12 protein-coding genes and 4 pseudogenes are annotated in these 15213 nt (G+C 43.0%); 10 read left to right on the top strand and 6 right to left on the bottom strand.

Annotation, left to right across the window (positions count from 1 at the left end; all coding sequences use genetic code 11):
* Positions 1-106: 106 nt before the first annotated feature.
* From TT12_RS14455 to TT12_RS14445, 3 genes and pseudogenes are all read right to left on the bottom strand, one after another.
* Positions 107-745 carry a phosphoadenosine phosphosulfate reductase domain-containing protein gene (locus TT12_RS14455; protein ID WP_045456199.1) on the bottom strand — a complete coding sequence of 213 codons (639 nt, stop codon included), beginning with the start codon at positions 743-745 and terminating at the stop codon, positions 107-109.
* 64 nt (positions 746-809) lie between these two features.
* Positions 810-1430, bottom strand: coding sequence for a DUF934 domain-containing protein (locus TT12_RS14450; RefSeq protein WP_045456196.1), 621 nt, complete (start codon positions 1428-1430; stop codon positions 810-812).
* Positions 1423-3113 (bottom strand): annotated as a pseudogene (locus TT12_RS14445) (nitrite/sulfite reductase). The gene TT12_RS14450 and the pseudogene TT12_RS14445 overlap by 8 nt, the downstream one beginning before the upstream one ends.
* Before the next feature lie 242 nt (positions 3114-3355).
* Here TT12_RS14445 and sat point away from each other — a divergent pair.
* A pseudogene (sat, locus tag TT12_RS14440) lies at positions 3356-4605 on the top strand (sulfate adenylyltransferase).
* A 116-nt stretch (positions 4606-4721) separates the two neighbouring features.
* On the opposite strand, the gene TT12_RS14435 reads toward sat, so the two are convergent.
* Positions 4722-5237 carry a hypothetical protein gene (locus TT12_RS14435; protein WP_227678943.1) on the bottom strand — a complete coding sequence of 172 codons (516 nt, stop codon included), beginning with the start codon at positions 5235-5237 and terminating at the stop codon, positions 4722-4724.
* A 182-nt stretch (positions 5238-5419) separates the two neighbouring features.
* A pseudogene (locus tag TT12_RS14430) lies at positions 5420-6726 on the bottom strand (RNA-guided endonuclease InsQ/TnpB family protein).
* Between the two features lie 74 nt (positions 6727-6800).
* Here TT12_RS14430 and tnpA point away from each other — a divergent pair.
* The 6 genes and pseudogenes from tnpA to TT12_RS14400 all read left to right on the top strand — a co-directional run.
* Positions 6801-7199, top strand: a complete 399-nt coding sequence (gene tnpA / locus TT12_RS14425; protein ID WP_045456190.1) for an IS200/IS605 family transposase — start codon at positions 6801-6803, stop codon at positions 7197-7199.
* Between the two features lie 340 nt (positions 7200-7539).
* Positions 7540-8556, top strand: a complete 1017-nt coding sequence (locus TT12_RS14420; protein ID WP_201587970.1) for a sulfate ABC transporter substrate-binding protein — start codon at positions 7540-7542, stop codon at positions 8554-8556.
* Between the two features lie 249 nt (positions 8557-8805).
* The gene (locus TT12_RS14415) at positions 8806-9900 is read left to right on the top strand and encodes a sulfate ABC transporter substrate-binding protein (RefSeq protein WP_045456202.1); all 1095 of its coding nucleotides are present in this window, start codon (positions 8806-8808) and stop codon (positions 9898-9900) included.
* Positions 9901-10183: 283 nt separating this feature from the next.
* Entirely contained in the window at positions 10184-11068 is an 885-nt protein-coding gene (gene cysT, locus TT12_RS14410) for a sulfate ABC transporter permease subunit CysT (RefSeq protein WP_045456184.1), read from the top strand.
* On the top strand, positions 11068-12024 hold the full coding sequence (gene cysW / locus TT12_RS14405) for a sulfate ABC transporter permease subunit CysW (protein ID WP_045456181.1): 957 nt from the start codon (positions 11068-11070) through the stop codon (positions 12022-12024). The genes cysT and cysW overlap by 1 nt, the downstream gene beginning before the upstream one ends.
* Positions 12025-12134: 110 nt before the next feature.
* A pseudogene (locus tag TT12_RS14400) lies at positions 12135-12852 on the top strand (sulfate/molybdate ABC transporter ATP-binding protein); the annotation flags it as partial.
* Positions 12853-13002: 150 nt separating this feature from the next.
* On the opposite strand, the gene TT12_RS14395 reads toward TT12_RS14400, so the two are convergent.
* Entirely contained in the window at positions 13003-13332 is a 330-nt protein-coding gene (locus TT12_RS14395) for an ArsR/SmtB family transcription factor (RefSeq protein ID WP_045456178.1), read from the bottom strand.
* A gap of 378 nt (positions 13333-13710) precedes the next feature.
* Between TT12_RS14395 and TT12_RS14390 the strand changes: the two genes are divergently transcribed.
* From TT12_RS14390 to bfr (TT12_RS14380), 3 genes are all read left to right on the top strand, one after another.
* Positions 13711-13902, top strand: coding sequence for a (2Fe-2S)-binding protein (locus tag TT12_RS14390; RefSeq protein WP_045447323.1), 192 nt, complete (start codon positions 13711-13713; stop codon positions 13900-13902).
* 436 nt (positions 13903-14338) lie between these two features.
* Positions 14339-14827 (top strand): bacterioferritin, encoded by a 489-nt coding sequence (bfr, locus tag TT12_RS14385; RefSeq protein ID WP_045456174.1) that lies wholly within the window; start codon positions 14339-14341, stop codon positions 14825-14827.
* A 67-nt stretch (positions 14828-14894) separates the two neighbouring features.
* Positions 14895-15213, top strand: a 319-nt coding sequence (gene bfr, locus TT12_RS14380; protein ID WP_045456171.1) for a bacterioferritin, incomplete at its 3' end; no start/stop codon positions are given.

The following is a 15213-nucleotide window of genomic DNA, read 5'->3' as shown; positions in this document are numbered from 1 at the left end:
GAATAATATATTCAAATTTTGTGGGACTGAATATTGAATCTATTATGACAATAAAAAAACACCTCTTATATCTAAGAAGTGTTTTTATCGTAAAGCTACGAAATACCTAAAGCTGCGTATGCAAGCCACACTCACGGCTTTCTTCTACTTTCGTTGGATCAAAGTAATCGAATTCATTCGGTAAGTGATGCTCTTCGAGATAAACATCTAAATCGGCGTCAGTGTTTTCAAACAATGGCGCTACTTTTAAGACGCCATCTTTTGATAGGCTAAGTACATCAAGACCTTGGCGGAATTCGGTTTGATCTTTGCGAATGGCATTAAACCAAACATCTGGCTTTAACTCATCTAGCGCACGGCGGAATGGCTCTAATTTTACTTGGTCAGTGAATTCATCATGCTGTGGGTTGTCGATACCTGGGATACCGTTCATGGTCGCGTCACGATACGCCGCCGTTTGCTTAGGAATATAGGTGATGACGTTTAAATTTAAATCACGGATGACTTTATTGGCAAATTGATAGGTGGCATCCGTATTGTAGCCTGAGTCTACCCACAATACCGTGATATCAGGACGTTGCTTAGCAACCAAATGCAAGATCGCTGACTCGTATGGGCGGAAGTTAGTCGTGATGATTGGGTTTTTCGCTTGGCTTAATGCCCACTCAACGATTTGCTCAGGCGACTTGCCTTGCAATACTTGGTTGGCTTGGTCGAGGTCTAAATTTGGATGTAATTGGCTCATAATACCTTCCTTAATGGTTGTTAATATAAAATCGTTAATTAAAAATTTATGATCAGTGTTAAAGCTAGGCGAGTGAGGGTTCTGACGGTTTAGCAAACATCGGTAAATCCGAAGCACTTTGTCCATCATAACTACTGGCAAGGGCGGTAAATGCTTGCTCAATACCGAATTTAGAGTCTGGCTGCATGTCATGCTCGCTCAATACAAAGCTATCAACACCCATGCGCAGTAGATACGCGATTTGATCACGGCCAAACGCGCCAGCCACCCGAATCTCGCCTTGGTAGCCAATTTGGCGTAGGGTACGTGCAAAGCTAAAATTGCGACCATCAGCGAATTTCGGTACATCAATCACGATAAGTGCGTGCGTTGATAAGAATTCACTAAGACCTTCTAACGCATCAGCATCGGTGTCAGCCGTCACCCACAATCCAAGTCGACTGCTATGCTGTACAATCAGCTCATAAATCTCTTTAACCAGACCACCGACCTGCACGCCTGAGTTATCTAATAAATCAGCGAGCGGTACAATCACATCGGGCTTTTCTTGCCTTTGTAGCAACTCAAGCAACGTGATGTTTGTCGATACAATACTCTCTGGTAGCGCGTCCGTAGTGAGCACATGCCAGTTATCTTGACTGCTGATATCTGTGCCATGACTGTCCAAAATATGATGATTAGCCATAGACCTTCTCCTTAAATGGATCAATACCAACGCGCTCAACCAATTGACCAAAGCTTTCGACATCATTGTCGGTGCTGGCGCGCAAGTCTACATAGACGTCAACGATTTGCTGTATGGTATTGGCAACCTCAAGAGCAGGGACAGATTTACCTAAGATTTTGCCAAGTTTGGCATCGTCACTGGAATTGCCGCCAATGCTGATCTGATACCAATGCTCACCTTTTTTATCGACGCCCAAGATACCAATATCGCCTGTATGATGGTGCGCACACGCATTGATACAACCAGACATGTTTAAGCGAATCTCACCCAAATCGTACAGATAGTCTAGATCATCGAACTGTTTTTCGATTTGTTCAGCGATGTTGTGTGTCGTCGCATTAGCAAGCGAGCAGTAGTCCCAACCTGGGCAGACAATCATATCTGTTAGGGTATTGATATTAGCGCGTGCTAAATGCAACTCTGCTAACTGCTGCCACAACTCATAAAGGTTATTGGTCTGCACATCAGCGAATACCAAATTCTGCTGATAAGTACCACGCAGTTCACCAAAGCTGTATTTGTCAGACAGATCAGCCAGTGCATCCATCTGTGACTCGCTGACATCACCAGAGGCACATATTTGCCATCGACCAAGCCTGCTTTGAGCGAAATCACAACCGCACGATAACCAGCGACTTTATGCGCCACCGTGTTTTGGTTGTACCAATTGGCAAAATCTTTATCAGCGTTTAGTTGCTGTTGTAGCTCAGACTGTACTTGTAGTGCATCAAACGACACATAGTCAGGCTCACTAAAGAAGCTGCTCGCCGTTGCAAAGTTCTCATCAGTTAAGGTAAGCGAACCATCTTTGGTGTGTGCTTCCCACTCAGCATTGACCAATTTGGCAAAGGCAGGGCCGCCCATGCTCTCAACCAATATCTTAATGCGCGATCGGTATTTGCTGCCTTTATCACGGCGACCATGCAAGTTATAGACACGCAAGATGGCGTCTAAATAACTAAGCAGATGCTGACGCGGCAAGAACTTATTGATGACTTTACCCAAGACAGGAATACGTCCTAGACCGCCACCGACCAATACTTCAAAGCCAATTTCGCCTTCATCGTTGGTTTTAATATGAAGACCGACATCATGTACTTGGGTTGCCGCGCGGTCATCATTGGTACCGATGACGGCAATCTTAAATTTACGTGGTAAAAAAGCAAACTCAGGGTGGAAGGTTGACCACTGACGAATAATCTCACAATAGGGACGTGGGTCAGCGATTTCTTCTTTATGAATACCAGCATATGGATCGGTGGTTGTGTTACGAATACAGTTGCCCGAGGTTTGGATCGAGTGCATCTGTACTGATGCCAGCTCTGCCAAAATATCAGGCACGTCTTCTAGCTTTGGCCAATTCAGCTGGATATTGGTACGGGTAGTGAAGTGCCCATAACCTTTGTCATATTTACGAGTAATCTCAGCCAATTTTCGCAATTGGTAGCTGGCAAGCAAACCGTAAGGAATGGCGATACGCAACATCGGCGCATAACGCTGAATATAAAGGCCGTTTTGCAAGCGCAGCGGCAAAAATTGCTCTTCTGGCAGCTCACCTGCCAAAAACCGTTCGGTCTGGTCGCGAAACTGAGCGACTCGTTCTTCTACCAAGGTTTGGTCAGCGTAATTATATTGATACATGACGTAATCTCAATTTTGTTTTTAGTCTTAAAAGCAGTGACGAAAATGATTTGCGTGTGTAATCGGTCTTATTGCCAGTCGCAAGGTAAACCATTCAGAGTCACATCATATAAGCTTGCGTCTATAAACATAAATTCCTTTAAGACATATGTATATCCAAACACAGCATAAATTTTCATAACGAAAGTTAGGTAGCCTATGCTTATCAAATTTATCACTACCCATAAAGGTTATAAATCAATATGACATCTATCACCTCTAAGCAACCATCAAAACTTGTTCCGCCGCATGGCAGCACTGAGCTTAAGCCATTACTATTACAAGGTGAGGCACGCGCTCAAGCATTAAAACTTGCTAGCACTTTGCCAACCATTACTTTAAGCTCACGTGAGCGTGGTGATTTAATCATGTTCGGTATTGGTGGCTTTACGCCGTTGAATGGCTTTATGAATCAAGCAGACTGGCAGGGTGTGGTTGATGATATGCGTTTGCAAAGTGGTGACAATGCGGGTCTGTTTTGGCCAATTCCGATCACCTTGTCTGCACCAAAAGCGACTGCAGATAGTTTGAGTCAAGGCGATAAAGTAGCTTGGTTGCTCAAGACGGCGAAATCATGGGTATCTTGACGGTAGAAGAAACCTATACCATCGATAAAGAGCATGAGTGTCAGCAAGTATTCACCACAACAGACCCAGAACATCCGGGCGTACAACAAGTTTTAGAGCAAGGTGAGGTCAATATTGCAGGTAGTGTCGAGGTATTGAGCGAAGGCGAGTTCCCAACGTTATATCCAGAAATCTACAAAACGCCAGCAAAAACCCGCGCTATTTTGGACGCTAAAGGTTGGAAAACAGTGGCTGCTTTCCAAACGCGTAATCCAATGCACCGCTCACATGAGTATTTGGCAAAAATTGCGATTGAGATCTGTGACGGCGTATTGATTCATTCATTGCTAGGGGCATTGAAACCTGGTGATATCCCAGCCGACGTCCGTCAAGAAGCCATCAAAACCTTGATTGATAATTACTTTAGACAAGATACGGTTATTCAAGCCGGTTATCCGCTAGATATGCGCTATGCCGGTCCACGCGAGGCATTACTACATGCCGTATTCCGTCAAAACTATGGCTGTAGCCACTTGATTGTTGGTCGTGACCATGCTGGTGTCGGCGATTATTATGGTGCCTTTGATGCACAAACGATATTTGAACAGGTTGGTAAAGATGATCTTATCACTCAACCACTAAAAATTGGCTGGACGTTCTGGTGTAATGCTTGTAATGCCATGGCATCAGATAAGACTTGCCCGCATGAAGCGTCTGAACACGTTAAAGTATCAGGTACGAAGCTGCGTAAAGCGCTATCAGAAGATGAAGAAGTACCAGACAACTTTAGCCGTCCAGAAGTATTACAAATTTTGCGTGATTATTATGCTGGTATCGCAAGAGAGGAACGTGCTGAAGTGAAATTGGTTGGTGCCTCTGCGGTGTAAACCAAGATTATCAGCATACAAACCAGTATCAAAAAAAGGTGTCAGACTTATCATCTGACACCTTTTTTTGATACTGGTTTTCAACGCCTGTTATCTAAGCTAGCGTTCGTTATCTATTAAATCTCTAAATCTGTTGTCAGCTTTTGATAGTCACCAATCAATGTGCCACCGCCAGAGCAGAAGTAGTTAAGCGCGTATTTATCTTGACTATCAATAGTCAGCTTATCATCCTTAAATTGAAAGAATGCTGTACTGTCATTGACTTTGCTTTGGAAAATAATGCCGTGCGCGTCGTCTTGACCCATTAATGTCGCCTTGCTATCAAACTGGCAACTGGGCTTTTTAATATCGCTACGGGCGCGAACCTTTATGTTGATTTGCTGATCACTCTCTGCCCGTACCATGACGCCAACCCAATCATAGCCTTGCGCGCGCTTTTCATAACCTTCATCAGCATAATCTCCAACGACTGCTTGCACAGCTGGCATGACATCGGCTATAGGTTGTTTTATGGCTTGGTGATTCACGCTAGGTGTCATGTTATTACAGCCACTTAAGGCAAACAGAGCCGCCGATGTGGTGAAAAATACCGAAAAAAAGCGTGAGTGACGAGCGGCACGAGGTGGAGACATGATCATTTAAGTACCTTTGATAAAGGAGTGATTAAGAGGAATGGTCGTTATCTAAACGAAACGCCTAACAGCATGGCTGTAAGGATATTAGAGATAGTATCGTTTACATAAAGGCTCGTCTATTTGACATACTCCCACCACTTTCGCCAAGCTCAAGTGGGGGATTCTAAAAGCAAACGCTCTTAGGCAACATTCTCACGAATATCACAAGTTTTCTGTTTCAACGGGCGACCCTTTACCGCATCTTCCCTCCGCAGACAACACGGCATGCCCTGCCGCTAATATGTTGCGAGCCGCGTTAACATCTGCGTTCGCAACATAACCACATTGGACGCACTCAAATTTTGATTGAGTTTGTCTATTTTCTTTGGCGACATGCTTGCAGTTAAAGCAGGTTTGGCTGGTGTAACGTGGATTGATTTTCACTAGCAGCCCACCTTGCCATTGCTGCTTGTACTCAAGCATATTGACCATCATGGCCCAGCCTTGATCCAAAATTGATTTATTCAATCCTGATTTGGCTTTAACATTATAACCTTTTTTCTCCATCGACCCGCTTGCAGACTTCGACATATTGGCTACTTTTAAGTCCTCACAAGCAATCATAGCGTGGTTTTTGCTGATGCTGGTGGTGATTTTATGCAAGTAGTCATGACGAATATTGGCGATATGATGGTGCAATTTCTGAATCTTACGGTTTTGCTTTTTCCAGTTTTCACTGAATTTTACTTTCTTAATTAATTGACGCTGTAATCTAGCAAGCTTGAGTTGATTGGCTTTAAAGCTGTTTTTAGGTTTGATGTATTCACCATTTGAGGTGGTGAGTAGTTTGCTGATACCCATGTCTAATCCAATAGCGCTTATGGCAGGATGCCGAGGGTTCTCAGCCAGTTCATGTTCACACCCAAACGACACGTACCAGCGCCCTGATTTCTTGCTGATGGTGACGTTTTTGATGGTGCCGATAATGTTTTGGGATTTTCTAAACTTCACCAAGCCAATACCGTTGGGTAGTTTGACTCGATTGTCCTCAACACGGCAATATTTATCAAACTGAACCAAGCGAATTGAGTCGCAGCCATCGGACTTGTGCTTAAATCTTGGCATCAGTGGCGTAGTTGGATCTCCGATCCATCAGCAATTTAAAGAACTTGGGTTTACGGAGTTTCTTTTTATTTTCTTTTAACTTGGCATGGACTTTGGGGTCAAAAAAACGTGACCAAGCAGAGGCGAGATCACGTACTTTTTGTTGTAAAGCCACCGCATTTGAACTGGTTTTTAGGAAATTAAAATCAGGATTACTTTTTAAATCTATAATTTTATTAACCAGATTGGTGGCATTAATAAACTCGTTGTTAGCAAACATCTCAAATGAGATTACCAGCATTTGATTCCAAACAAAACGCGCAGAGCCGACAAGATTATTTAAAATAACCGTTTGCTCCGTATTAGGCTCAAGCCTAAATTTATACGCTTTGTTGATCTTCATAAACACTTTCTTTATTAATGAGTGTGTATTTGATATTATGCTTATAATTCTAGCACTTAAGGGTATTTATTACAATGAGTGAGATATATAAAAATCGCTATGCCGCCTTTAACCTGCACGTTCATTTGGTTTTTTTTACCAAGTACCGAAAAAAAGTTTTAGTTGAGTTGCATCATGATTATTTTAGTGAATGTGTTGCTGAGGTCTGTAAAAGTTTTGACGCTGAGCTAAAGGAGTGTAACGGTGAGGCAGATCACATTCACATGCTTATTCAGTATCCGCCAACGGTGCAGTTAAGCAAGTTGGTTAATAATCTAAAGTCAGTCACAAGTAGACGAATGAGAGGCGATTTCATTGAGTTAAGAGCAGCTTATGCCAAGCCGGTGCTTTGGTCCCGATCTTATTTTGCAAGCTCTTGTGGTGGTGCGCCATTAGATATTATTAAGCAATATATTCAGAATCAGCGAGGCTAGCCTAAGCCTTGTAAAATAATTAATAAAATGACTTATGCCAAGTTAATCACTCGATAAGCGCATTTGTCACTAAGCATTTGACTCACATGCTGTTAGCATATTTCTCATTATCTATAGAACCGCATCCAAAGAATTATGCGCATTAATAAGATTGTTAATGCTGTGGAAAACGCTTCTATCAACATTATCGAGAGCACCCATGCAACCAGATAACAAAAGTATTCAGCAAGTATCTAAAAATATTCGTTTTGCGAACATACATACATTTATTGAGGATAAAGAGACACCAACGCCGCTCGCCAATATCAGTGTTAAAGTTGGTAGCGTACTAGCCTTTGCCATGCTAATGACAGGCTGTAATCCTACCAAAGCCACTCAGCAAGACGGCTCAAACGCGACGGGTGATGCAAAAAATATCAGTTTATTAAATGTCTCTTATGATGTATCACGCGATTTCTATAAAGATTATAACGTTTTATTTAGCGCAGACTATCAGCAAAAGCATTCAGACAGTCAGGTAAATATCAACCAATCACATGGTGGCTCAAGCAAACAAGCATTGTCGGTTGCCAATGGTCTGCAAGCAGATGTAGTCACTTTAAACCAAGAAAGTGATATGAATCTGTTGGTTAAAAAAGGCTTGGTTGCCTCTGACTGGCAGCAAGCGTTCCCGAACAATGCGGTGCCTTATACCAGTACCATGGTGCTATTGGTGCGCGATGGTAACCCCAAAAACATCAAAGACTGGTCGGACTTGGCGCGTAACGATATAGACGTGGTGATACCAAACCCGAAAACCAGCGGCACCGCGCGTTATGCGTTTTTGGGTGCCTATGGTTACGGATTACATCAATTTAAAGAAACGGTACAAAGTCCTGCCAAAACGGATGATTTTATCAAAAAGCTACTGGCAAACGTGGTCACTTATGACAATGGGGCGCGTGCCGCAACGACCAGCTTTACTCAGCGCGGACTGGGCGATGTGCTCATCACGACCGAAAACGAAGCGCATTTAGCCGCCAAGCAATTTGCCAAAGGACAGGTCACTATCGTTTATCCCAGTTATTCTATTGTGATTGCTAACCCAGTGGCGGTCGTAACAGCCGTTACTGACAAGGGCGGCAAAACGGCAGCGGCGAATGCTTACCTAAAAGGCTTATGGGACACCCCAGCACAAGAGCTCATGGCACAGATGTATATGCGTCCCAGCAACCCACAAGTGCTGGTAGCTCACAAAGCAACCTTGCCTGATATTGAGACTTTTGAGCCAGTAGCAGTATTTGGTTCTTGGAAGCAGATTATGGACACTTTCTTTGTCGATGGTGGGAGTTTTGATCAGCTGGCAAGAGTGAAGTAGGGAGCCTTTATCAAGAGATCGTCAATGGCCTGATACATGCTCAAAGTGCTCAATTTGTATGAGCCAGAGCGGGTAGTTAGTAGGGTGTCAGTATTATGTATTAACGATAAAATTTAAGTGATTGATAACCTTGTGTTTATCCCTTTGTTATTCCATTTTGGCAATAACATACGCATATTCATCATTAAACATAATAAGATGGCACTGTTAGCATACTTGCATTACTTAACAGATACCTTTGAGGGATTTATGACATACGCTTTGCACTATCAACAAAAAAGTAAAAAACGTCACGTCTTGAGCATTGCAGGCGTTGCATTAACCTTAGGGCTGGCTGGCTGTAGCAATAGCGAGACAGAGACGACTGCTAATGCAGATGGCACCGCTGCCACAGAAGGTCAAAATATTGAGCTGCTGAACGTCTCATATGATGTGGCACGTGACTTTTATAAAGACTACAACCCATTATTCGTTGAGCATTATAAAGCTGAAAATCCAAACAGCAATATTCTAATCAAGCAGTCACATGGTGGCTCAAGCAAACAAGCGCTGTCCGTTGCCAATGGTCTGCAAGCAGATGTCGCTACCATGAACCAAGGCTCTGATATTGAGCTGCTTGAGAAAAAAGGTTTGGTTGAGTCAGATTGGGAAAGCAAATTCCCAGACAATGCCGTTCCTTTTACCAGCACCATCGTATTCTTAGTCCGTAAAGACAATCCAAAAGGCATCAATGACTGGGAAGACTTGACCAAAGAAGGCGTTGAGATTGTCATGGCCAATCCAAAAGTGACGGGTAATGGTCGTTATGCATTCTTGGGCGCTTATGGTTATGGCTTGCACGCTTTTGATAAAAACGAGCCCAGTGCCAAAAACTACGTGAAAGACATGCTTAAAAACGTCAAAGTTTATGAGAATGGCGGGCGCGCTGCAACCACCACTTTCGTTCAGCGTGGTATCGGTGATGTCCTAGTGACTTTTGAAAATGAAGCCAACTTGGCAGCAACTGATTTCGGTGCGGGTAAAGTAGACATCGTTTATCCTAAATACTCTATTAAATCAGAAAGCCCTGTTGCGATTGTCAAGTCAGTGACAGATAAAAAAGGCACAACGGATGCCGCAAAAGCTTATCTTGACTACTTATGGAGCGAGCCTGCTCAGCAGCTAGCAGCCAACCTATACTTGCGTCCTAGTGTCGAAAGCGTCCTTGATAAAAATGGTGATAAATTACCACCAATCGAAACATTCCGTCCAAATGATGCCTTTGGTACGTGGGATGAGATTATGGGTACTTACTTCAGTGATGGCGGCGTATTCGACCAGCTCGCCATTAACGCCCCGCAGTAATCACTTGCTAAGTGCATAAGAGAAGCTACTGCGCTAGCAAATGCAGTCAGTCACACCATTAGTCATGCAGAATCTTATAAAGGACATGGTCATATACGCTATGTCCTTTATACCGTAAGCATATTAATAACTACCTGATAGCGTGGTTTTATGGACGACATCATCGTTAAATGCTTTCTGTTAAGTGCTTTTTTTAAGTATCAATAGTGAAAACCCACGTTAAGCAATAACAATAAATAGTAATCATCGCTAAGTACGATTGGTTAGGCAATAGGACATCATTATGAGTGCAAAAACATCTCCTGCCAGCAAAGCCCCTGTAAAAAAAGGGTGGTTAACACGTTTGCGCCAACGCAATGTGCTGCCAGGGTTCGGCCTGAGCATGGGTATCACGGTCTTTAGCTTGTCGCTACTGGTGGTATTACCGTTTGCCATGATGGCCTACACCACGACTCAGATGGGTTGGACTGGATTCTGGGAGACGATTAGTCAGCCGCAAGTCACTGCTGCTATCAAGCTAAGCTTATGGATGTCATTTTTGGCGATGCTGACCAACATGGTGTTTGGCACATTGGTCGCTTGGGTACTCGTACGCTACGAGTTCTGGGGTAAGTCGCTGATTAATGCGCTAGTTGATTTACCATTTGCATTACCAACGGCGGTCACAGGCATTTCGCTTGCGACCCTTTATGCCCCTAATGGTTTGATTGGACAGTGGTTTGATAAATTTGGCATTCAGGTCGCCTTTACACCTATAGGTATTTGGCTCGCATTGGTTGTGGTCAGCTTTCCTTTTATTGTCCGTGCGGTACAACCTGTACTCGCTGAGCTATCGGTTGAATTTGAAGAGGCAGCCGCGGTATTGGGCGCCAATCGCTTGACGACGTTTCGCAAAGTAATTTTGCCAGAGCTGTTGCCCGCTTTACTCATGGGTGCAGGCATGATGTTTGCTCGTGCCACTGGCGAGTACGGTTCGGTTATCTTTATCGCTGGCAATATTCCCATGCAATCAGAGATTTTACCGCTCATTATCATTAGTAAACTAGAGCAGTTTGATGTTCAAGGGGCTTCTGCGGTTGCATTATTTATGCTACTGATCTCATTTGTGATCTTATTGACCATTAACATCATGCAGTGGAAACTGTCGCGCCGTGTAGGAGCTCGCTAATGCAAATATCTAATAGCTACGACTACCAAAGTAACGCAGCGACTAAAGATACGCCATGGATACGCCTTACCTTTATCGTCATCGCAGTGCTATTTATGGTCATCATGTTGGTCATTCCGTTGCTGGCTGTATTCTATGAAGCCTTTAAAGGTGGCTGGCAGTTGTATATTGCCTCGTTGGTTGATCCAGAAGCCCTGCAAGCCATTAAGCTGACATTAATTACCGCGGCTATCGTCTTACCCATCAATATGGTGATGGGTATCGCCATCGCATGGTTAGTGACGCGCTATCAGTTTAAAGGTAAGCAGCTGGTCACCACTTTGCTTGATCTGCCATTTTCAGTATCACCCGTCGTTGCAGGTCTGATGTTCGTTTTACTATTTGGACTCAATTCCACCATTGGCGGCTGGCTTGAGAGCATGGGGTTTCAAGTTATTTATGCGGTTCCAGGGATCGTGCTCGCTACTTTATTTGTCACCTTTCCCTTTGTAGCACGTGAGCTGATACCGCTGATGCAGACGCAAGGCGACTCTGAAGAGCAAGCGGCATTGACCTTGGGCGCGACTGGTTGGCAGACGTTTTGGCATGTGACACTACCGAATATCAAATGGGCACTACTCTATGGTTTGATTTTGACCAATGCGCGGGCAATGGGTGAGTTTGGGGCGGTGAGTGTGGTATCTGGTCATATTCGCGGTGAGACCAACACCATGCCACTACTGGTTGAGATTGCTTACAATGATTATAACTTTACCGCCGCTTTTGCCTTGTCAAGCCTACTTGCCGCGCTGGCGCTCGTGACGTTGCTTATTCAACAAGTCATGACTAAGCTACAAGAGCGCAAATTTGCCAAGTCCGAACGGCTGGCAAGTGTGCCTGAATTACTGGTAAGTGCCAACGCTACGAAGGCTACCAATACTACTGATGCAACAACCGCTGAAATTTCGGATAAGTAATACTATCTACACTTGGTCTGAAAGGGCTGGCATTAGATTTAATTTAATAATGTAAATGCGGTAACCAAAAAATCTGCCACCATACCAAAGATATAATAAGAGAACCCATTATGAGCATCGAGATTCGCAACGTTAATAAAAAATTCGGTCAGTTTACCGCCTTAGATAATATCAATATCACCGTGCCGACTGGCAAGCTGACCACTTTGCTGGGACCATCAGGCTGTGGCAAAACGACGTTGTTACGCATTATCGCCGGCTTAGAATATGCTGATTCAGGCAGATATTGTTTGATGAGATGGATGTGACCAATACGCCAGTACAAAAGCGCCATATTGGCTTTATGTTTCAGCATTACGCATTGTTTCGTCATAAAAATATCGCCGATAATGTCGCCTTTGGACTGACCTTGTTACCAAAGAATGAGCGGCCAAGTAAGGCAGATATCAATAAGCGCGTTGCTGAGCTATTAGACTTGGTGCAGTTACCACAAGTTGCCAATGCTTATCCGCATCAATTATCAGGCGGTCAGCGTCAGCGGATTGCGCTGGCACGCGCTTAGCAGTGAAGCCAAAATTATTGTTGCTCGATGAGCCTTTTGGTGCACTCGATGCCAAGGTACGTAAAGAGCTGCGCACGTGGTTAAAGAACATCCACCATGAGCTTGGTATTACCAGTATCATGGTCACTCACGATCAAGAAGAAGCCCGCGCCGTCTCAGATGAGATCGTGGTCATGAATCAAGGGCGGGTAGAGCAGGTAGGCACATCGGAGGAGCTGATACACCAGCCAGCCAATGCGTTTATCAGTGATTTTTTAGACTTAGCATAGTGAAATTTGGTGCAGTTCTTCTGTTATAACCCATAAAAAAGACCTATTTATTGTAGGTCTTTTTTATAGGTTAAAGCAGGTCTCAATTTCATTTGGTATCTAGCGTTATTGAGATCAAATGTTGATAGCAATAATGCTAGATAGTTATCATATCTCAGCAGGCTTGGACATATCGATATCTTTGCTAGATATTTGCTTATAAGTAATATCCAAAATCTCTTGGCACCATTCTGGCAAGTCGTCAGCGACTTCATACCACATCCACGTACCGTCGCGAACACAGCTTAAAATACCGAGTTTCTTTAAATGGTTCAAATGACGCGATATCGTTGGCTGTGGTTGATCTAGTATTTCTACCAACTCACCAACACAGCGCGATTCTTTGTTAAATAGAATTTGAAATATTTTTAAGCGCGTCGGGTCAGATAAGACTTTAAATAACTCGATAGGTCGTATCGTAAAATTATTATCAGACATAGAACAATTCCAATTGGGCTTTGTTAATAGGGGTTCAATATAACAGCAGTTATCTACAAAATCGATTAAAAAATGGGCTAAATTACAGTTCGTCGTTAATTTACTACCTTTCATCATATTCGGTTACACGCACGCTTATATTCACTTACATCAATTAACTGTGTGCAATATAACTCTACTTTGATGACTGGACTTTTATACCAATAATATATCAAATGCTATTGCAAATGATAATAGTTATCGTTATTATACATCAAGCTATAAAAATGACCGTGAATATCAAGACAGACACTCTACTCACCATTTTTATCATCAATGCACTAAATTTATGAGCAATAAAAGCAGTTACCGAATAGCGGTATTCAGAGGAGCCAGACCATGTACGTATGCATCTGTAATGACGTAAAAGAAAAGCAAATAAAAGCAGCCATTGCTTCAGGTATTGATACCCTTGACGGTCTAAAAGATACCCTAGATGTTGCGACTTGCTGTGGCTGCTGCGAACCGATGGTTAACGATTACTTAGATGAGCATCATGCTAGACTCGATGTCTTGGCTTACGCTGTTTAAACGTTATCAAACCAGAGATTTACTACCCAGCTGTTCATCACCTCACTACACCAATATCACTAGTACGCCTCGATACCACATACATTCAATATTCCGCACTTATCCTTTGGCCATTATACATAAAGGGTAAGTTGCGAGCGTCCGTATAACTTTACTCATACACCTACTTCAATGATATTGAGCATCATTAGCAGCCATCGTTGCGATAAACCAGTGGTTACTAAAGCTAGCTAATTATGATTCTCAATTAGCATCTTATTCTTAGTTCATAACATTACAAGCTGTATAGCGCCTATATGCTACTATATCTGTCTCACGTTGTAAGACGTTTTGTTGATTTTGATCTTTACTGATCAGTTTACCAATAGTACTATCCTTATATGGGTAATTATGAATGTATGGTGATCTGTAAAATATAAATAGGGGAGTATAGGTTATGATAGGTAGCCCAAAAGTCATTGATTATTTGAATTTTTTGTTAGGCGGTGAGCTTGCTGCCCGTGACCAGTATTTTATTCACTCAGAAATGTATGCTGAGTGGCATTATGGCAAATTGTACGATCGTATCCATCATGAGATGGCAGATGAGACGCTACATGCCCAATCTATTATTCGCCGTATCCTAATGCTGAGCGGCACGCCGAAAATGACGGTCAATGCTATTAATATCGGCGCGACAGTTCCTGAAATGCTGCAACTTGACCTTGAGCTAGAGTATCAAGTACAACAGCACTTAAAAGACGGTATTGCTCTCTGTGAAGCAGAGCGCGATTATGTCACGCGTGAGATGTTGGTAGAACAGCTAAAAGACACTGAAGAAGATCATGCGCATTGGCTTGAGCAACAGTTGCGCTTAATTGATATGATTAGTCTGCCCAATTATCTGCAAAGCCAAATGGCTGAAGTCACTCCCAATCTTGTTTAATGTCACGAAGATATGAACAATAACCATAGTATTTAGTATAAATAACGACATGCAAGGGAGAGAGATAATGAAAGGGGATAAAGAGGTTATTCGCGCTTTAAATAAAGTGCTCGGACAGTCACTGATTGCCATCAACCAGTACTTTTTACATGCGCGCATTGCGCGCCATTGGGGATTAGAAGCCCTTAATGAAAGTTTCTACAAACAATCCATCGCTGAGATGAAATGGTCTGATGAGCTGATTGCTCGGATTTTATTGCTAGGCGGTTTACCAAATTTGCAAGATTATGGCAAGATGTTCATCGGTGAAGATGTGCCAGAAATTATCGAATGCAATTTGCGCCTAGAAAAACAAAAATTCGATATCATTACCGATGCCATTACTT

Origin of the sequence: Psychrobacter sp. JCM 18903 (assembly GCF_000586475.1) — a bacterium.
GTDB lineage: Bacteria > Pseudomonadota > Gammaproteobacteria > Pseudomonadales > Moraxellaceae > Psychrobacter.
The sequence above is the reverse complement of the archived record's forward strand: the minus strand, read 5'-3'. Positions and strand labels throughout refer to the sequence as shown.

Excerpts from the sequence above, each read along its gene's own strand:
- cysW (WP_045456181.1), top strand. The coding sequence starts at position 11,068 with ATGCAAATATCTAATAGCTACGACTACCAAAGTAACGCAGCGACTAAA.
- TT12_RS14395 (WP_045456178.1), bottom strand. The coding sequence starts at position 13,332 with ATGTCTGATAATAATTTTACGATACGACCTATCGAGTTATTTAAAGTC.
- TT12_RS14450 (WP_045456196.1), bottom strand. The coding sequence starts at position 1,430 with ATGGCTAATCATCATATTTTGGACAGTCATGGCACAGATATCAGCAGT.
- TT12_RS14415 (WP_045456202.1), top strand. The coding sequence starts at position 8,806 with ATGACATACGCTTTGCACTATCAACAAAAAAGTAAAAAACGTCACGTC.
- cysT (WP_045456184.1), top strand. The coding sequence starts at position 10,184 with ATGAGTGCAAAAACATCTCCTGCCAGCAAAGCCCCTGTAAAAAAAGGG.
- tnpA (WP_045456190.1), top strand. The coding sequence starts at position 6,801 with ATGAGTGAGATATATAAAAATCGCTATGCCGCCTTTAACCTGCACGTT.
- bfr (WP_045456174.1), top strand. The coding sequence starts at position 14,339 with ATGATAGGTAGCCCAAAAGTCATTGATTATTTGAATTTTTTGTTAGGC.
- TT12_RS14420 (WP_201587970.1), top strand. The coding sequence starts at position 7,540 with ATGCTAATGACAGGCTGTAATCCTACCAAAGCCACTCAGCAAGACGGC.
- TT12_RS14435 (WP_227678943.1), bottom strand. The coding sequence starts at position 5,237 with ATGTCTCCACCTCGTGCCGCTCGTCACTCACGCTTTTTTTCGGTATTT.
- TT12_RS14390 (WP_045447323.1), top strand. The coding sequence starts at position 13,711 with ATGTACGTATGCATCTGTAATGACGTAAAAGAAAAGCAAATAAAAGCA.
- TT12_RS14455 (WP_045456199.1), bottom strand. The coding sequence starts at position 745 with ATGAGCCAATTACATCCAAATTTAGACCTCGACCAAGCCAACCAAGTA.